Source organism: Mesotoga infera, from assembly GCF_900157305.1.
Taxonomy (GTDB): Bacteria; Thermotogota; Thermotogae; order Petrotogales; family Kosmotogaceae; genus Mesotoga; species Mesotoga infera.
The window spans coordinates 2,106,661-2,124,662 of sequence record NZ_LS974202.1 but is presented as its reverse complement, the minus strand read 5'-3'; the positions used below and the strand labels follow the sequence as shown (position 1 = coordinate 2,124,662).

Annotated in this window: 17 protein-coding genes; 9 read left to right on the top strand and 8 right to left on the bottom strand. The window is 45.4% G+C overall.

What is annotated here, in order from left to right:
- The first annotated feature begins 24 nt into the window (after nt 1-24).
- The 5 genes from MESINF_RS09660 (at nt 25) to MESINF_RS09640 (ending at nt 5,186) form a co-directional block, all read left to right on the top strand.
- Nucleotides 25-1,383 carry a hypothetical protein gene (locus tag MESINF_RS09660; RefSeq protein ID WP_169699627.1) on the top strand — a complete coding sequence of 453 codons (1,359 nt, stop codon included), beginning with the start codon at nt 25-27 and terminating at the stop codon, nt 1,381-1,383.
- 174 nt (nt 1,384-1,557) lie between these two features.
- Nucleotides 1,558-1,758 carry a cold-shock protein gene (locus MESINF_RS09655; protein ID WP_169699626.1) on the top strand — a complete coding sequence of 67 codons (201 nt, stop codon included), beginning with the start codon at nt 1,558-1,560 and terminating at the stop codon, nt 1,756-1,758.
- Between the two features lie 178 nt (nt 1,759-1,936).
- Entirely contained in the window at nt 1,937-3,754 is a 1,818-nt protein-coding gene (locus MESINF_RS09650) for a DAK2 domain-containing protein (protein ID WP_169699625.1), read from the top strand.
- Between the two features lie 9 nt (nt 3,755-3,763).
- Nucleotides 3,764-4,531, top strand: coding sequence for a DUF1295 domain-containing protein (locus MESINF_RS09645; RefSeq protein ID WP_169699624.1), 768 nt, complete (start codon nt 3,764-3,766; stop codon nt 4,529-4,531).
- A 13-nt stretch (nt 4,532-4,544) separates the two neighbouring features.
- Nucleotides 4,545-5,186, top strand: a complete 642-nt coding sequence (locus tag MESINF_RS09640; protein WP_169699623.1) for a glycerol-3-phosphate acyltransferase — start codon at nt 4,545-4,547, stop codon at nt 5,184-5,186.
- A 7-nt stretch (nt 5,187-5,193) separates the two neighbouring features.
- Here MESINF_RS09640 and MESINF_RS09635 read toward each other — a convergent pair whose 3' ends face one another.
- From MESINF_RS09635 to MESINF_RS09615, 5 genes are all read right to left on the bottom strand, one after another.
- Nucleotides 5,194-5,910 carry an ABC transporter ATP-binding protein gene (locus MESINF_RS09635; RefSeq protein WP_169699622.1) on the bottom strand — a complete coding sequence of 239 codons (717 nt, stop codon included), beginning with the start codon at nt 5,908-5,910 and terminating at the stop codon, nt 5,194-5,196.
- Entirely contained in the window at nt 5,900-6,694 is a 795-nt protein-coding gene (locus MESINF_RS09630) for an ABC transporter ATP-binding protein (protein WP_169699621.1), read from the bottom strand. The genes MESINF_RS09635 and MESINF_RS09630 overlap by 11 nt, the downstream gene beginning before the upstream one ends.
- Nucleotides 6,691-7,737: a branched-chain amino acid ABC transporter permease gene (locus MESINF_RS09625; protein WP_169699620.1), complete on the bottom strand. Its 1,047-nt coding sequence runs from the start codon at nt 7,735-7,737 to the stop codon at nt 6,691-6,693. The genes MESINF_RS09630 and MESINF_RS09625 overlap by 4 nt, the downstream gene beginning before the upstream one ends.
- A gap of 4 nt (nt 7,738-7,741) precedes the next feature.
- Nucleotides 7,742-8,683 (bottom strand): branched-chain amino acid ABC transporter permease, encoded by a 942-nt coding sequence (locus MESINF_RS09620; protein WP_169699619.1) that lies wholly within the window; start codon nt 8,681-8,683, stop codon nt 7,742-7,744.
- A gap of 78 nt (nt 8,684-8,761) precedes the next feature.
- Nucleotides 8,762-9,865: an ABC transporter substrate-binding protein gene (locus MESINF_RS09615; protein ID WP_169699618.1), complete on the bottom strand. Its 1,104-nt coding sequence runs from the start codon at nt 9,863-9,865 to the stop codon at nt 8,762-8,764.
- A gap of 331 nt (nt 9,866-10,196) precedes the next feature.
- Between MESINF_RS09615 and MESINF_RS09610 the strand changes: the two genes are divergently transcribed.
- Nucleotides 10,197-10,748 carry a hypothetical protein gene (locus tag MESINF_RS09610; protein WP_169699617.1) on the top strand — a complete coding sequence of 184 codons (552 nt, stop codon included), beginning with the start codon at nt 10,197-10,199 and terminating at the stop codon, nt 10,746-10,748.
- A 48-nt stretch (nt 10,749-10,796) separates the two neighbouring features.
- Here MESINF_RS09610 and istB read toward each other — a convergent pair whose 3' ends face one another.
- Together istB and istA are read right to left on the bottom strand one after the other, a co-directional pair.
- Nucleotides 10,797-11,573, bottom strand: a complete 777-nt coding sequence (gene istB, locus MESINF_RS09605; protein WP_169698615.1) for an IS21-like element helper ATPase IstB — start codon at nt 11,571-11,573, stop codon at nt 10,797-10,799.
- Between the two features lies 1 nt (nt 11,574).
- Entirely contained in the window at nt 11,575-12,666 is a 1,092-nt protein-coding gene (gene istA / locus MESINF_RS09600) for an IS21 family transposase (protein ID WP_169699616.1), read from the bottom strand.
- Between the two features lie 56 nt (nt 12,667-12,722).
- On the opposite strand from istA, the gene MESINF_RS09595 reads away from it, so the two are divergent.
- Nucleotides 12,723-13,136, top strand: a complete 414-nt coding sequence (locus MESINF_RS09595) for a transposase (RefSeq protein ID WP_169699615.1) — start codon at nt 12,723-12,725, stop codon at nt 13,134-13,136.
- Nucleotides 13,137-13,228: 92 nt separating this feature from the next.
- On the opposite strand, the gene MESINF_RS09590 is transcribed toward MESINF_RS09595, so the two are convergent.
- A complete protein-coding gene (locus MESINF_RS09590) occupies nt 13,229-14,287 on the bottom strand; it encodes a GAF domain-containing protein (RefSeq protein WP_169699614.1) in 1,059 nt (352 codons plus the stop codon).
- Between the two features lie 347 nt (nt 14,288-14,634).
- On the opposite strand from MESINF_RS09590, the gene MESINF_RS09585 reads away from it, so the two are divergent.
- Nucleotides 14,635-15,138, top strand: coding sequence for a hypothetical protein (locus MESINF_RS09585; RefSeq protein WP_169699613.1), 504 nt, complete (start codon nt 14,635-14,637; stop codon nt 15,136-15,138).
- Between the two features lie 48 nt (nt 15,139-15,186).
- Entirely contained in the window at nt 15,187-17,997 is a 2,811-nt protein-coding gene (locus MESINF_RS09580; RefSeq protein ID WP_169699612.1) for a response regulator, read from the top strand.
- Nucleotides 17,998-18,002 lie beyond the last annotated feature (5 nt).

The window sequence follows — 18,002 nt, the reverse complement described above, 5'->3', positions numbered from 1 at the left end:
GTCGCATCCGTAGCAATCTTAGCATTGATACAGACTGGCGGGTTACTGATCGCAATTGCCGGTGGAGCGATAATCGCCTTTCTTTTCGTCTACGGAAGTAACAGAACCGGCTGTAGTGTGTATTTTATTCTACCGATAACTCTTTTTGCATTGATAATACTTCTGAGCGGAATTCTCCGGGTCGACGCTTTATACACCTTATCCACAGTTACGATGATAGCCGGTATAATTCTAGTCATGGATTGGCACCCATATTCAGCCCTGACAGGTCTGTTGATACTGGGGGTAGCCTTTTCTATCAGCCCGATACTGACGGAAATCGCGGTTGGGGTCTTTCTGTTTATTGTATGCTACAGGCTTTTTACGATACCAGGCTTTTCCAGGCTACTGCTTGTCTCAGTTCTGGTACTATCGGTGCTTATCATGATTGTTTCAAAAGGACCGATTGGAGGTCTTATTAGAAGCCTCGAAAGCGAGGAGCATTTCGAAGGCACTAAATCATCTCAGAACCAAAATCCTCTTGAGTACGTCCAGGATGGTCAAACGGCGACCGACGCCCAGAGTATGGAGAGAAATCCGCTTCGATCCCCCGGTATGGTTGACGAAGCTCAACCGGAAACGGGAATTGTGGACTCGATAATCATATCTCTGTTTTATACGCTTTCGTTCGTTTTAGTGGCTTCAATAGCTTGGAAGATGTTCCGTATCACGCGTGGATTTGCCAGACTGATACCACCTTTACTAATTTTGATCTCTCTATTGATATTCATAATAGGGGGATTCATGTATCTAAGATCACTTCCCCTGGCAGAAAACGTCGAGTTTTCGTTGGACGGGGGAGTTCAATCCCAGACTCCGTCTTCAAACGTCATAGAGGTTGAGGATTCTCCGAGTGGAGATATAATTTCCGAAGAGTCGGCGTTGTCCGGGATCCTGTTCGAAACTCTTAGATGGTCTTCATTAGTTGCACTAGCCATTTTATCTATCGCACTCGCGTTAGCGATTGTTTTCGTAACTACGAACGGCGTAGAGAGACGAAGACGCGGTAGCAATATGGAAAATCCCAATAAAGAACCTCGAGGAAGTCGAAAACCGCTGGACCGCGAAGTACCACCCCTCAAATACAACAGAAAGTTCATCCTTGATGGATACAGATGGATGAGAATGAGTTTTTTCAAGAATTACGTTCAGCTTACGCCCAATGAATTGATGGTGGAGATCGATCAGGAGAAGAGGGGAGTGGTCTCGGAGGTTACGTCGATTTTTGTACCTGTCAAATATGGACAGGTCGATCCTTCCAGGGAAGAGTGCCTGAAATTCCATTCGCTTCTGTTAGAACTTTCCCAGAGGAGAGAGACTGGAAATCTTTTCGATAAAGAGTAGACAGACATCAAAGGAAGTGAACCGAAAATTCGGCAAGAAGATTGACAAAAATTTTTTTCTTTCAGATTGGGTACTTGCATTTTATTGAGTTTAGTGTGTTATAATGAATCTGTCCAGAAGGACACTATCGCTTTGCAAGTGGTGCAAGGTAATTTTAAGGAGGAACACTCAAGTATGACAGGAACTGTGAAATGGTTCAACGGAACAAAGGGGTACGGCTTTATTACTAAGGACGAAGGTGGGGATGTCTTCGTTCACTTTTCCGCAATCGAAATGGATGGCTTCAAGACTCTTGACGAAGGTCAGAGAGTAGAGTTCGAAGTTGAGGACGGCCCAAAGGGTCCTCAGGCAGCAAAAGTTAGAATTGCGAAGTAATCGAATGTCTATATAAGCAATCCCATCGCCCGCTTGAAAGCGGGCGATTTTTCTCTTCAAATATTCCGTCGATACTTTCTCTTTTTCCCCAAAAATCTAATCACTACATACAGTGAGCTTTACTCCAATCTCCGTTGTGCTAACATATTCATAAACGGTGTCATGACAGGAGGAGAAAATGGAGAAAAAGATTCAGAAAGTAATCGATGGACCGACACTTTTCAACGCATTTTTCTCTGGCGCCAGGGCTGTTATAAAGGAGCAGGGATACCTCAACAAGATAAACGTCTTTCCGGTTCCGGACGGCGACACGGGAACCAACCTGGCTTCTACGATGAAATCAATAATAGAGTTGACAGCCGTGTCTCAGTCCATAGGCAAGACTTCCAGATCTATCGCCGACGCAGCTCTTATGGGTGCCAGAGGTAACTCTGGAGCGATCTTCGCCCAGTACATACACGGACTTAGCAACGCGATCGGCAACAAAGAGAGCCTTGACAGCCGGAGTTTTGCCAGGGCCATTAGGGAAGCCGTCCCTTACGCTTACGATGCAATGACCACGCCAGTAGAAGGAACAATGCTTACAGTTATGAAAGATTGGGCCGAAGCGTTGAACTCTGCCGGGGGCTCCGAAAACTCCTTTCTTGAAATGATAACTAGATCCAACGAGGTCGCGAAGAAATCTCTTGAAGAGACGCCAGAGAAGCTCGATGCTTTGAAAAAGGCAGGTGTCGTGGATGCCGGAGCCCGAGGTTTCGTAGCCTTCGTGGAGGGAATAAAGATATTTCTGAGTGGAAAGACCGTTGAAATGGAGGACGAAGTCATTCCCGACATCGAACTGCACAATCATGTTCATGTAGATGAGACCAACATACAGTTCAGGTACTGCACCGAAGCGATTATAGAGGGAACTGGAATCGATCAAGAGTCTTTGAAGAGAGATGCTGGTTCTTATGGAGATTCAATTGTGGTAGTCGGCTCCAACAAACGTACAAGGGTTCATATACATACCAACGAGCCGGCCGATCTCTTTTACAGGCTAGGGAAATATGGAAGTATCACGCAGCAGAAAGTCGACGACATGGAGATGCAGTACAGAGTCAGTCAGAGACGAAAATACCCCATCGCGCTTGTTATTGACTCGGTATGCGATTTGCCGAGAGAGATCATAGATTATTACCAAATCCACGTTGTGCCACTGTTTCTGAATTTTGGGGAAAGCCATTATCTTGATAAGATAACCATCAAGCCCGACCAGTTTTATTCGATGCTCGAGAGCACCGATATCTATCCGGTTTCGGCCCAGCCAGGTATTAACTCTTTTCAGAACCTCTACCACTTTCTGGCTACACACTATGATTCGGTCATAGCCATCCATGTTTCCGACAAATTGAGCGGTACCTGGAATTCAAGTCTGAAAGCGGCAGAAAGGCTTAAAGGAAAGAAAATCAGTGTAATAAATTCCAGGCACGTCTCCGGCTCCTTTGGATTGCTTGTCCTGAGAGCCGCGCAGCTCATAGAGAATGGAACGGATCACGACGAAATAGTCAAAACCATCGAGTCGCTCACAAAGAATTCAAGGATCTTCGTCAGTGTTAACACCTTGAAATACATGGTCAAGGGCGGAAGGGTCAGTCCCATGAAGGGCTTGCTGGCCAAAATGATGAACCTGAAGCCGATTGTATCGGTGGATGAAGAAGGCAACTCGAAACTTTATGGAAAGGCCTTCAGCAGACTCGGAAATATGAAGAAGATACTTGGTTATATCGATGAACTGAACAGAAAGTGCAGGATCGAGAATTACAATATAACACACGCCCACGCACCGAAGCAGGCCAAGGCTTTTGAAGAAAGCCTCACGAAGCTACTGGGGAAAAAACCGGAATTCATAATGGAGGTCTCCCCGGTTGTCGGAATAAGCGCCGGGATCGGAGCAGTGAGCGTTTCGGTGTTATGTGAGAGAAACACCTGGTCGGAAGAAATAAAAGTACGCTGAGGAGGCTGTATGATCGAAGTTGCTATGTTTAGCACTCTTGTGGTTCTCGTCTATATGAGTATTTTCTTCTTGATAGCCTCGATCAGGAAGGATAATTCGATTGTTGACGTCGCCTGGGGAACGGGGTTTGTCTTGATCGGCTATTTCACCCTTCTCTCCTTCGGAGAATTCAATCTCAGACAGCTACTGGTGACTGCCGTCGTAACTCTCTGGGGGTTGAGACTGGCAATCCATATTTTCAGGCGAAACAGAGGCAGGGGCGAAGATTTTAGATACGCGGCTATGAGAGAGAATTGGGGAAGATACGTTTTGATACGCTCTTTCCTCCAGATATATGTCCTTCAGGGTTTCTTCATGCTCATTGTAGCGTATCCTGTTATGCTTGTGAACAGCACATCCGGTCCATCCTTGGGCTGGCTGGATCTTCTGGGACTGTCGATCTGGTTCGCAGGTTTCCTCTTCGAAGCAATCGCCGATAATCAGCTGAAAAAGTTCGTAAAAACCAAAAAGCCTGGCGATATAATGAAGAGCGGCCTCTGGAGATATTCCCGACACCCCAATTACTTCGGTGAAGCCGTTCAATGGTGGGGCATTTTCATAGTCGCGCTTTCATTGCAGGATGGATGGTTGGCCATTATTAGCCCTATTTTAATAACATTCCTCTTGAGGTTCGTTTCGGGTGTTCCTTACCTTGAAAGAAAATACCGACAATACCCGAAATTCACGGAATATATGAAAGAAACCAACTCTTTCATTCCATGGTTTCCGAAAAAGTAGCGGGTGAGATGAGATGAAGCTTATATACTCTGCGGTCTTCGCGTATATGATCGGTTCCATACCCACTGCCTACCTGATCGGGAGAGTTTTTTTCGGGTTCGATATCAGAAAGAGGGGAACAGGTAACATGGGCGCGTCAAACATGGTTTCCGTTATGGGCTGGAAGATTGGCATTCTTACCGGGGCGATAGATTTCATGAAGGGTATGGGAACTATTCTAATAATCAAAGGGGTTGATCCGAACTGGACTTATCAGATGCTATTTGTGGCTTCAACCTTTGCGACTATCGGGCATATGTACCCGATTTTCTTGGGATTCAAAGGCGGGAAGGGAACGGCCACGCTCGCTGGAGGATTGATAGGTCTCGACTACCAGGTAGCCTTGATCTGTATGACCATACTGCTGATATTCATAGCCATTACCGATTATTCTGCTCCCGGAGTGATAGCCGTATCTTCGGTTATGATCTTTCTTTTCAGGATATTCGGTTACCGTTGGGGAATCTCGCTGATGCTTCTTCCTATCGCAACGATAATGATCTCCAGGAATCTAGAAAACCTTCACAGAATATCAAGTGGAAAAGAAACAGGTCTAAAAGCCTATATTAGAAGGAAGAAAAAAGAAAGGAGCCCCACCGAAGGGGCTCAAGGGTGATTCTCTTTCATATACCCAGGTAAACCTTTCGAACCTCTTCACTTTCGAGGAGCTTTTTTGCATCCCCCTGCAGTGTCACGCATCCGGTTTCCAGAACATAAGCATACCGGGATATTTCTAGAGCCTTCGCAGCGTTCTGCTCCACCAGCAGTATCGTGACACCTTTGCTGTTGAGAGACTGTATCGCTTTGAAGACCTCTTCAACCACGATCGGAGCCAATCCGAGCGAAGGCTCATCCATCATTATGAGATCGGGATTGGCCATCAGACTTCTGCCTATGGCGAGCATCTGTTGTTCACCACCCGAGAGAGTCCCGCCCGGTTGTTTTAACCTCTCCTTCAATCTTGGAAACAACGTAAAGACCGTCTTAAAGTTCTCCTGAACCTCTTCCTTGTTCTTTCTGTTATAGGCGCCCATCATCATGTTCTCCCGCACAGTCAAATTCGGGAAGATTCTTCGGCCTTCCGGTACGAGCGATATACCTAGCTGACTGGTCTTGGCGGCACCCAAACGGGTTATATCTCTATCCCTGAAAATGATCTTTCCTCCCGAAGGTCTGGTCAATCCGCTTATCGCTCCCAGAGTGGTGCTCTTTCCGGCCCCGTTCGAACCTATGATCGTCACGATACTACCCTTCTGAACAGAAATAGAGATGCCTTTCACGGCTTTAATCGAGCCGTAGTTGACCTGGAGATTTTCTATTTTCAGGATTTCATCTTCCAATTGTAACCCACTCCTTCCCCAGGTAAGCTTCTATGACCTTCCTATCTTTTTGAACATATGCCGGATCACCTTCGCTTATAGTTCTTCCATAATCCAGCACCATTATTCTTTCGCAAAGTCCCATCACCAGTTTCATGTCGTGCTCTATGAGTAGGACGGTCAAACTGAAATCGTCCCTTATCTTCCGTATTGTGTGAACCAACTGAGCAGTCTCCGAAGCGTTCATGCCGGCTGCGGGCTCGTCTAGGAGGAGAAGCGATGCTCCGGTGGCCATTGCCCTAGCGATTTCGAGCAGTCTCTGTGCACCGTAAGACAGTGAACCAGACTTATCGTTCGCCAATCCTTCTATGCCAAGCACATTCAAAAGACTCATTGCCTTCTCTTTCATTTCCCTTTCTTTGGCGGCGTAGCCGATCCTGGTAACACTTTTTAAGAACCATTTTGCAGCCTGTCCGCCACTGGATATATTATGATGCTGGGCGACCATAACGTTTTCAAGAACCGTCAAATCCTGAAAGAGACGAATGTTTTGAAAGGTCCTTGCTATACCCATCCTGGTTATCCTGTCGGGTACTAACCCTGTAATCTCCATCTCCTTGAAATATATCTTTCCCCTGGTCGGTTTGTAATGGCCCGTTATCATGTTGAAAACAGTGGTTTTGCCGGCTCCGTTAGGTCCTATCAAGCCGAACAATTCGCCCTCTTTGACCTCGAAGCTGACGTCTCCAACGGCCGTTAGGCCACCAAACTGCATGGTAATACCCTCAAGCGACAGAACTCTCATTTTCTATCCCTCCTTTTGAAGAGGGAAGCGAGACCGTCCCAGGAAAACTCACGTCTTCCCATAATCCCCCTGGGCCAGAAAATCATTATCACGACGAAAAGGCTTGAAAATACGAGCATTCTAAGACCGGTTATACCCATTATCTTGAAACCGAGAATGTTCATCGGACCTTCCAGAAATCTCAACCATTCGCTCAGGAAAGCGAAAAGGGCCCCGCCGATTATAGCTCCGGTGATGCTCCCTAGGCCGCCGAGAACTATCATGATCAACACGTTGAACGTTAGCATAATACCTATTGTATTCGTTCTGGGATCTATAGTACTCAGCCAGTGAGCGTAGAGAGAACCAGATATACCCGCAAAGAAACCTCCCACAACAAAGGCCATAAGCTGGTGCTTGAAGACGTTTATACCCATCGCCTGAGCCGCCACCCTGTCCTCTCTTATCGCCCTCAAGGCCCTGCCAAAGGAACTGTATGCCAGACTCGTCACACATGCAACCGTTACCAACAGCCAACCCCAAGACGCCCAGATGTTGGTGTGGTCGGGAAGGGCCTTCAATCCAAGAGCACCGTTGGTAAGCGAGTTCATGTTCAGCGCGAAGATCCTTATGATTTCGGCGAAGCCCAGAGTCGCAATAGCAAAGTAATCGCCTGTCAAGCGAAGCGAAGGCCAGCCTATGACAAGCGCAAAGATCGCAGCAACGATCCCTCCGATCAGAGTCGCCCAGAAGAAGGGAAGTTGAATAGAGTTGAAAGGCCATACCAATTTTTCTATGATAAAGGTTATCTCTTTCTGTTGAGGAGACAAAGTTAGTAGAGCCGATGTGTAGGCTCCGACTGCGATGAATCCGGCATGTCCAAGCGAGAAAACACCGGATATACCGTTCACGAGGGTCAGGCTTACCGCCATTATTCCGTAAATTCCTATTAGCGTGATTATCCTCGAATAATAACTGCCCATGAACTCCTGAGAGAGGTACAGAATAACGAACAGACAGATAATCGCTACAGCGGTTAAAACAATCCTCTTCTTTACGGTCATCTCATCACACCTTTACTAGCTCTGGTTTTCCGAGGAGACCGGAAGGTTTGACCGAGAGAATTATTATGAGTATGAAAAAGGCAAACGCGTCTCTGTATCCGGCAGCTCCGGGGAAAAGACCGACCATCATCACTTCGGTTATGCCGAGTACAAGACCGCCCACAACCGCGCCTGGTACGGAACCAATACCACCAAAGACTGCGGCAACGAAAGCCTTCATACCCGGTAAAAAGCCCATATATGGCCATACCTGAGGATATCTTACCGCCCAGAGTATTCCTCCTACCCCGGCCAGTGCCGAACCAAGAGCGAAAGTCATGCCTATGACTCTATCGACGTTGACTCCCATCAGCGAAGTCGTAGGTATATCAACCGAAACAGATCTCATCGCCATTCCGATCTTCGTTTTGTAGATAAACCACCACAAGAATATTATGGCGATTGCAGTTACAACGAGCGTGACAACGGAGATTATTGGGAACCTGATACCCCCCAAGATTACTTCCTGTCCATACTTTATTTCCATGTGACCGCCGAGAATTATCATTTCGTTCAGGAACTGTGGAAAAATGGTTCTGAAGGATCTGGGAATACCGGAGAATATAACAACGGCTAGACTCTCCAGAAAGAAGGAAACACCGATTGCCGTTATTAAAGCCGATATTCTCGGAGCTTTTCTTATCGGCTTATATGCGATTCTGTCAACGCCAAATCCAAGTAATGCAGCACTGGCTATCGCAAAAATGGCTGCAAAATACCAAGGCAATTGGATTAGTGTGACAAAGAAAAAAGTGAAGTAAGCGGCCATCATGAATATGTCACCGTGAGCGAAGTTGATGAGTCTCAAAATACCATAGACCATGGTATAACCGATCGCTATCAACGCATAAAGTGAACCGAGACTGAGGCCGTTAACTAGATTTTGAAGAAGGGTCTTTGGATCCAAAATTACACCTCCGGCTGCGCGTTCTGTCCGAATGAAGAGAGCGAAGAGAAAGGGGGACCATACGGTCCCCCGATTCCATTACGGATTAATAGTTGTATCGTACACGAACTTACCGTTCTCTATCTTCACAATCGCTACAGACTTTATGGCATCGCCAGACTCGTTGATGGTGATAATACCGGTTACGGCCGGAAAGTCTTTTGTCTGGCGCACTGCCTTGGCGATCGCTTCACGATCGGTACTCCCTGCACGCTCGATGGCATCTCTGATTACCAGGTAAGTATCGAATCCTAGCGCAGTGAAAGTTCCAGGTGCCTCGCCATATTTTTGGGTGTAAGCTTCGACGAAGAGCTTTGCGTTGTCTGTGATCGCAGGGCTACCAGAATCGTAGTGTGTGGTGAAATAGAGACCGTTGACGGCTGCGCCACCAATTTCTATGGTCTCAGGAACGGCAGCTCCATCACCGGCTATTATAGGGTCGTAGAAACCCAGCTGGCGTGCCTGAATTGCGATTAGCGCTATCTCCTGGTAGTAACCGGGAATGAAAAAAGCGTCAGCATTCTTCGAGAGAGCATCGGAAATCTGAGCAGTGAAATCCTGATCCCCCGACTTGTAGTATTCGTAGAAGACTGTTCCGCCGAGCTCAATTGCCGTATCTTTGAAGAAGTTGGCGAATCCGACAGCGTAATCCTGCTCAACGTCTACAAAGACGGCTACGTTTTTGGCCCCCATGTTGTTGAAGGCCAGCAGTGCAGCTGCGACACCCTGAAATGGGTCGCTGAAACAGACACGGGAAACGTATTTACGATCCTGTGTTACGAGAGGGTTGGTAGAACTCGGCGAGACCATTGCAACGCCATTCTCTTCAGCCACGGCGCCCCCTGCGATGGTATTTGAGCTTATCACCTGCCCGATGATGGCTACGACCTTGTCTTGTTCAATGGCGCGACGGGTTGTGTTTACAGCCTGGACTTTATCGGAATTGTTATCGAGAAGAACAATTTCGATATCCTGTCCTAAAACCTGTGGGAAGAGTTCATTTGCGAGCTTAACACCCTGCCAGATCATCTGTCCGAAGGCAGCTACCCCACCCGTCATCGGAAGTATAGCCCCAACTTTGATTGTTGAGAATGCGGAAATGGAAAGAAAGACGACCAGTACAATAAGAACGAGTTTTCTCATACTTTTACCTCCTCCTGAAGTGGTGATAAGTAAATGAGACTAACCCAAAACTGATTTTCAAGTGACGCTAGGCGCTTTTAGAGTCATCTAAAGTCAATAAACGCTGTAAAATGACTCCATGTACACTTATGCTGTGATTTGCGAGTTTTTTTGTATTGCTGGAATATTAGCATTAAGGAGAAGAATTTACTGTAAACAAGTGCAACAAAGGGTGGATATTCGGTAACATATCGAAGATAGGTCTTTCCATTGACCGTATCCAATAAATAGGCGAAGAAAGGAATAAGGCGAAAGAAAAGGGACTCAACTCCATATAGAATGTTTTTTGTGTATGAAAAACAAAACGAAAGGAGAGAGTCCCGAAGAAATGATAACACCAAAGGACATAAGAAAAGTGAAGGAAGCGGTGAGAGAGATAATACCTGCACACAGGCAGGTTAAAGGAAGACCCAGAGAATACTCGGACAGAACGATAGTGTTGTTGTATGTGATTTTCATACTTTTCCGTTACAGCTCAATCGTTGAGATGTACAAAATGATCGAAGGAAAGAAGAGGCTGCTGAAAGTGATAGGTGAGCTTCCGTCCAGGCAGACATTATCATATAGATTGAGAAGGCTAGATATTGAAGCGATAAGCAGGAGGATCATAGAAAGCATAAAAGGCGGAACATACATAATTGACTCGACACCGATAAAGGACATCACAAGTCAGGGGATAAAAAAGTGTAAGAATCTGAAGTTTGGCAAGAACAGGGACGGATTCTTTTGGGGAAAGAAGGGACATTTCATAATTACTGAAGAAGGGATACCTGTTAAGTTCAGGTTGACTCAGGCCAACGAAGACGATGCTAGAGTTGGATGTCAACATCAATCGGAAATGTGAAAAAACATCGATCGGAAATGTGGAAAAACATCAACGATTTTTGTGAAATCAATGACCAGGCGAACTAATCAATTGTGTACCAATAAGACCGGTTTTCTGTTTCTCTCTAAGCCTGTAACTCTTTCCTCGTATGTTGACAATGGTACAGTGATGCAATAGTCTGTCAAGAACGGCTGTTGCGAGTATCTCGTCTTCAAAGATTCTGTTCCATTCTGCAAAGCCTCTGTTTGAAGTAAGAATTATGCTTCCCTTTTCGTATTTCTCACTCACCAGTTCAAAGAAGAGCTTTGCACCTTCATTTTCAAGTGGGAGATACCCCAACTCGTCTACAATGAGTAGCTCAATCGATTTGAAGTAACCTATCGTCTTTTCAAACCGTCTTTCAGAAAAGGCCTTCTTCAGTTTGTCCACAAGCGATATTGCATTCACAAAGTAAACTTTCTTCCCTTCTCTGAGCGCTTCCATTCCCAGGGCTACTGCCAGATGTGTTTTTCCAACCCCGGGAGGTCCAAGCAGAACGACATTCTCTTTTTCGTACAGGAATCTCAAGCTCTTCAGTTCCATTATCTGTTTCCTGTCTATTGAAGGCTGAAAGGAGAAGTCGAATTCTTCGAGTGTTTTGTGAAATGGAAGTCCACTGTATTTGAGAGCTGTGAGATATCTTCTTTCACTCTTCTCCTTTACTTCAGCCAGCAGTAATTCTTCCAAGAGCTCGGTTACATCTTTCTCTCCTTTGCCCCAATTGTGTAGAGAGAAATCCAGCGAGTTCATCATTCCGGTAAGCTTGAGCGATTCCATTAACTCTCTCACTCTTTCGTACGCCATTTCATGCCCCCACCAGTTTCTGGTATTCCTTCAAGGACCTTACTTCAACCTGGTCTTTGAGTGGCTGGCTGTTGATCAGATCATCTTCACAATAAATCTTCAGCATCTGACCTTCCGTTTGCAGGTTGACTTTCTTGCCGGTGTATTTCTCAGGTACCCTGTAAGCTCTTTCTTTGTAAATGACCTGTCCGGACTCTCTTACCAGCCTTGTGTTTAATCTCCTCAAGGGATAGAATCTAGTTAGTTTATTCAGATGTTCCTTTTCCCTCTCGAACCTCTCGAGAGGGGTTTCTTTTAGATAAGAATGTAATCTCTGGTTGGCAATGACCAACCAATCGAGAAGAGTGTTCTCTAATTCAGAGAGGCTTGAGTAGCTCTGAGCATACAGTATGTTGTTTCTCACATACGGAACCATCCTCTCAACCTTCCCTTTGGCCTTCGGGTTGTATGGACGATGAGTTATTATCCTGAAGCCATAGAAGTCTGCGAAGTCTGTGAACTTGGCATTGTATTCTTTCTTCCTCTCAAGAGACTTGACCACGGCTTTCATGTTGTCGTACAGCCCTTCATGTGGATAACCTCCGAAGTATTCGAATGCCTTGTTATGAGCTTGAAGAAGTGTCTCAAGCTTCTCGTCATTGACTATCTGGGCATACAACATTCGCGAGTATCCTAGGACCATGGTGAAGAACTTTATCACCACCGACTTTCCACCTATCCTGGTCTCACCCTCTCCCCAATCGGCCTGGAATTGCCTGCCCGGAGCTGTCTCAAATCTTGTGCTCTCAATTTCATCCTCCGGACGTATGGAGTGCACATACATCCGAACTATCGTCATTCCTCCGGTGTAACCTTGAGCCTTTATCTCTTTGAACAACACTGTGGCTTTTATTGACGGATACTCTTCTAGCCTTTTGATTATGTGCTCTTTGTAAGGATCCAGTTTTGAAATACCCTTCATCTTCTTCCAATCCTCCTTCAAATACTTGCTGACTGTGTTTTCATGGCAGCCCATTTCTCTGGCTATCTCTCTGTTTGTAATTCCCCTCTTGCTAAGTATTCTTATTTCAATGACCTGCTTCTCTCCCAACATCTGAATACCCCCTTTTTGCCTGAGAATATTCAAATGTTAGTCCACAATTTCTCCCGATGCTTTTTCACATTTTCTACCGGCGTTTTTCTTATTTTACTGTTGATGTCGACATTGGAAAGGAGATGCTCGACAATCTCAATGGTCTGATTATAGCCGATAGGGGTTACTTCAAAGGGAGCTTCTTGTCCCAATTCACCAAAGAAGGCGATCTACGTGCCATAGTGAGACCGAAATCGAGAAAGAAGGACTCGAGCTTCAAGGAGAAGCACTCACAGACATATTCAAAGCGATGGAAGATAGAGAGGCTTTTCCAGAAAATGAAAGAGGTGTTCAGAGTGGAGATTCCCAGAAAAGGGGGCAGAGATGATCTCCTGTCCAGAGTAACGGCACTATTTCTAACGGTTGTTACTCTTGCCTTCTCGAAGTTCGTGCTTAATGACCCTATTCTGGATTACCTCAATTGTTGCTGATTTGTTTATTGGATACGGTGCTTTCCATTCGGGGTTAATGTCCTTTGAATGGGTACAGAGGCTATTGATTTTCTTATTAGGGAGGTTTTATCTCAGGTCAAAAGCGAAAAGCCTACAACTTCCGATATAAGAGACACGAAGACCTTCAGAAGCTCTATATCGGCTTCGTTCCATTTGAAGTAGCCTTCCAGGCTGTCTAAACCGGCGAAACCTACCAGTTTCTGCCTGGTGAAGATCGGAACCACCACCAGAGACTGTATTTTACGCCTTCTCATAATCTCCGCTTCCGGCTTCGCATCCTCAGGAAGTTCATCTACTATTATGTTCATAACCTCACCCTTTTGAAGCTCTTTCATCCACCAGGGGTAATCGCTTAAAGGAAGTTTCTGAAGGGCCTCTTTCTCCGATTCGACGCCTTCTCGGCACCATTCATGAGTGTTACTCATGAAATCTGATTCGTTATCGAAGAGAAATACGTAAGATCTGTCGGCCCCGGTCAAACGACAAAGCTCTGCGAGTGCTTTATCGATAGCCCTATCTATATCTTCGTAGTTCTTTAGAATTCCCGATACATTTGATATCACCTTTTCGAATTCGAGCCGCCACCGCAGCTCAGCCTGTATCTTTTCATAAGAACTCTGATCTCTGGCGACAACCATGGTAACTATATCTCCCTGAAGATCCAGCACCTTCATCCAAATTTCTACGGGCAAAACCGAGCCATTGTTGCCTATCAGAGATGAATTGAAATTGCATCTTCCTTTCAACATAAGATCGGCCCTTATTGTGCCAAAATAACTGTCGGGATCACTCATCAGCGAATAAAAGTTCTTACCTAAAAGCGTTTCATAAGAGTAGCCAAGTTTTTCAACAACCCTGTTGTTAATTTCGACTATCTTTCCCGGATTAACTGGATCGTCCAGTTTCACAAGAAAGATGAGATCTTCGATGAGGTTCGAAAAACCCTCGTACTTCGTCTTGAGAAGGTTGTTCAACCTTTCGCAACGATCGATCTGAAGATTGTTTTTATTTACCGGCTCCTCAGTCAAAAGGGCGACATGAATGTTTCCTTTGATCTTGGAGATCTTTCTGAAGACCGAGTTTAACTCCGCAGAGCCATTGTCCACAATATAAACCTTAATCGTTTCCATAGCTTCCCCCAAACAAAAAACATCAGTAATATTATACAGTTAAAATCACCCGATTTCGGTATTCACCGAGAATTCTTGCCTTCTCGTGAGCGGACTCTCTAAGAACTCTTTCTCTTGTGCTTTTACCAACTACTACACAGCAACCAACAGCCTTTCTTAATAGGAGCCAGAGATAAAATCAACTGATTGCAGACTGACTAGTAATTTAGTGGGTAACTACGAGTTTACTTGACTGGAAACTCACAAGTTGCATTTGGATTGTGAGAATGATTCGAAAGATAATATAATCTATATGACCCCGGAGGGGTAATACTCTACGATACCTTTCGGAATTTGCGGAGGTATTCATGAAGAGAATCTCGACAGTAGCTCTTTTTATAGTACTTATCACAAACATTTTCGGCGTAGTTTTTGTCGATTATATTCTTTCGTTGGATACGGATCCGTCTCTAGAGAGGATCATCACTTCGACAGGTTTTCAGGTTTCTGTCACGGTTATCCCGCTCTCCGCGTTGAATGGATTGGAAATTGGAATTGAAAACTTGATAGGCCTGATGATCTTCAAGCTACCGCCAGAACTGAGTCGGGTCGATTTTGAATACATATCAGTGAGCGGTAAATGCAAGCGTGGACAGCCGGTCGAAGACTCGTGGGCCGATCTTTTTTTGATTGGCGAGGGTTTAATCGTACAAACCGTTAGATATAATCCTCTCATCGTGGTAAGTTCAGGAAGACTTATACTGGCTTTATCCGCTTACATAGATACAGGGAGCCGGTACAGTTTAACTCTGAAACATCCATCTGGAAGTGTATCTTGGGAGTTCGATGCCGGGCAAAAGAGCGTTCATTGATCTCATAAAGAATTCGGAGTAGACGCTTCTTTTCAGGTTGGAGGGACCATGAAAAGATTAAGCAGAAAGATATCCCTGCAGTTTTTTGTTTTTGTTCTGGCGGTTCTGGTTGTTCTTATAGTTCTCCTCTCGGTGATATTTGTCAAAGCCGCCACCGATGAATATACGAGCTATCTAGAATCCAAAAAACAGTCGGTTTATAGATGGTTTATAGACTTGAGACGCGATTTCAAATCTTATGTGGATAGATACTCAATGGATAATTACATAGACAACGCTGTTGACCTGTTGATTGAAAAGGGCGAAAGCGTGGTTATCCTCCGCAATAGGCCGGGACTCCTGCAGGATTCTTTGAACGATATGGCGAGTGCGGGAAACGGATTCAAGATGTTCAACAATCAGCTTATTTATTACTCCACAATGGTCAGTGACGATATCCAATACATCATCGGTATAACTTTTGACAACGCCGAGATAGAAAGCCTCTCGAGTTTTCTTGGTCAGGATGCGATAGCCTTTCTGCTCATGGAAGAACACTTCGTTATTCCGAAGGAGTTTTCCGATTCAGGTCTGTATGTTAGAACCGTTCTCGATGAAGAGAACTGGTCTAAAGAGATTCCTTTCACTGTCAGCGAGGTGCGTCCGGCCTTCAGTTTCTTGAATTCCGGCTCGCTCTTTCTAGTCGATAAGGTTTCCATTGGCGGTGCCACTATATATGTCCTCCAGTCGGAGGGATTGCTCGTACTTCTTAAAAACAGAGTTCTACCGATTCTAATTCTCGTTGTTGCAGGGGTCTTCGCATTTTCTTTCTTGCTCTCTTTATCCTTAAATTCTTACATATCTAGGGCCCTCTCAGAGCTTCTTAAGGGTTTCGAGTCGATCAAAAAGGGTTCTTTCTCGAGGGTAACCTTGAAATCAGATGATGAATTAGGCGAGATAGCTTCCGGTCTCAACGACACGATGGTATTCATAGAGAGAACCCTCGACAGACTTAAAAATTCCAACGAATTACTCAGAAAGGTATCCAGAGAAGCCCAGCAGGCCAGCAAGATGAAATCGGAGTTTCTCGCCAACATGTCCCATGAAATGAGGACGCCAATGAATGCGATACTTGGTTTTACCGAACTGCTGATGAGCGATGAAGGCAGTCTTGAGAGATTGAAATACCTTAAAACCATTTACAGGAGCGGTGAACATCTTCTAAGCCTGATAAACGATGTTCTGGACCTCTCGAAGATAGAAGCGGCTAGGCTGGAACTTTTCATAGCTCCATACAATCCCTCGAAACTGGTGAAAGAGATAGTCGAAACGTATTTGCCTATGGCCTACTCTAAAGGACTCCATCTCGCTTACAGCTTAACTGAAAATGTACCGGATTTTGTGGACGGGGACGAATTCAGGGTACGTCAGGTACTTACCAATCTGGTTTCCAATGGTTTGAAATTCACCAATCAAGGCTATGTATCCATAATCGTCAATTATGACGCTTCAAACCTGACGTATGTTGTACAGGATACTGGAACCGGGGTCTCGGCCGATCAGATAGACAAGATCTTCGAGCCCTTCACACAGGCCGATGGTACGATGTCTAGAAAGTTCGGAGGCACAGGTCTTGGTCTCACGATTACCAAAAGAATAGTTGAGCTCATGAACGGGGTCATAAGGTTCGAGAGCAAAATCAATGAAGGCTCTAAAGTGACTGTCAAAATTCCTTCACCTTTATCGAAGGAGGCACCTAAAGAGAAGGTTAGACCTGAACAGGTAAAATCCGGCAAGATAATTCTGGCATCGCCCAGCGAGGATTTTTCGACTATAGTCGGAGCGATGCTAAAAAGGAACGGGATACAGTTCGAAGTTATCAAGAATCTCAAAGACACGGCCAGGGCTATAAGAGAGTTCGGGGCCTCTCTGGTGATAATGGATATGCCCACGGAGAAATCTGAGGTTTTTGAAGCACTGGAAGAGCTCGGCGGGTCTGTTGTTATCGGTGTGATATCTTCCTCAGGTGGAGAAATGGAAGTCGGAGAGTGGGTACAGGAGGTTATCCAGAAACCGGTTAAGGAGGAAGAGCTGATCGGAAAGATCCATGAATATATCGATTTCACACCGGTCGGTATTGAAGAAACCAGAGTTCTAGTCGTAGAGGATAACGAGGCCAACCAGTTACTCATAAAAAAGATTCTGGAAAAGGCTGGATATCTGGTGAATATCGCCAGCAACGGTCTCGAAGCTACAGAACTGGTTAGGCGCGAGAGGTATGCGCTTATTCTGATGGACATGCAGATGCCCGTAATGGACGGTTACGAGGCCACTAGAATTTTGAGGGACGAAGGTTACAAGATGCCTATCGTCGCCCTAACGGCCCATACGATGCAGGGAGACGAAGAGAGATCGATTTCGGCAGGTTGTGACGGCTTCCTTGGCAAACCGGTAAAACAAACCGATCTTCTCGAAACTGTGAGGTATTACACCGGAATATACGGCAAGACCGGAAAAAAACGTGAAATTTTGACTTTGAATATTGCCGACGGTGGAGGTAATAGAAATCCTTCCGAAGAGAAGATAGAGATATTCGCCAAAGAGATGGGGTTGACACTCGAAGAGGCCTCAGATATGTTCGAGGAGTACGGAAAACATATTGGAAAAACAATCGAGTTGATCCGCTCGCTACTTCAAAGGGGAGATCTCGAATCTCTGGCACGTGAGGGACACAGCCTCAAGGGATCTGGCAGAATGTACGGGGTAGAAGAGATATCTGAACTTGGCTCAAAGCTTGAAATCGCAGCGAAAAATCTCAGGAAAACCGATGTTTCAGATATCTTATCTCAACTGGAAAAAATCCGGCGAAAGCTCTGGTGAAGCCG

Excerpts from the sequence above, each read along its gene's own strand:
- MESINF_RS09655 (WP_169699626.1), top strand. The coding sequence starts at position 1,558 with ATGACAGGAACTGTGAAATGGTTCAACGGAACAAAGGGGTACGGCTTT.
- MESINF_RS09650 (WP_169699625.1), top strand. The coding sequence starts at position 1,937 with ATGGAGAAAAAGATTCAGAAAGTAATCGATGGACCGACACTTTTCAAC.
- MESINF_RS09645 (WP_169699624.1), top strand. The coding sequence starts at position 3,764 with ATGATCGAAGTTGCTATGTTTAGCACTCTTGTGGTTCTCGTCTATATG.
- MESINF_RS09640 (WP_169699623.1), top strand. The coding sequence starts at position 4,545 with ATGAAGCTTATATACTCTGCGGTCTTCGCGTATATGATCGGTTCCATA.
- MESINF_RS09630 (WP_169699621.1), bottom strand. The coding sequence starts at position 6,694 with ATGAGAGTTCTGTCGCTTGAGGGTATTACCATGCAGTTTGGTGGCCTA.
- MESINF_RS09625 (WP_169699620.1), bottom strand. The coding sequence starts at position 7,737 with ATGACCGTAAAGAAGAGGATTGTTTTAACCGCTGTAGCGATTATCTGT.
- MESINF_RS09615 (WP_169699618.1), bottom strand. The coding sequence starts at position 9,865 with ATGAGAAAACTCGTTCTTATTGTACTGGTCGTCTTTCTTTCCATTTCC.
- MESINF_RS09610 (WP_169699617.1), top strand. The coding sequence starts at position 10,197 with ATGAAAAACAAAACGAAAGGAGAGAGTCCCGAAGAAATGATAACACCA.
- istB (WP_169698615.1), bottom strand. The coding sequence starts at position 11,573 with ATGGCGTACGAAAGAGTGAGAGAGTTAATGGAATCGCTCAAGCTTACC.
- istA (WP_169699616.1), bottom strand. The coding sequence starts at position 12,666 with ATGTTGGGAGAGAAGCAGGTCATTGAAATAAGAATACTTAGCAAGAGG.
- MESINF_RS09595 (WP_169699615.1), top strand. The coding sequence starts at position 12,723 with ATGCTTTTTCACATTTTCTACCGGCGTTTTTCTTATTTTACTGTTGAT.
- MESINF_RS09590 (WP_169699614.1), bottom strand. The coding sequence starts at position 14,287 with ATGGAAACGATTAAGGTTTATATTGTGGACAATGGCTCTGCGGAGTTA.
- MESINF_RS09585 (WP_169699613.1), top strand. The coding sequence starts at position 14,635 with ATGAAGAGAATCTCGACAGTAGCTCTTTTTATAGTACTTATCACAAAC.
- MESINF_RS09580 (WP_169699612.1), top strand. The coding sequence starts at position 15,187 with ATGAAAAGATTAAGCAGAAAGATATCCCTGCAGTTTTTTGTTTTTGTT.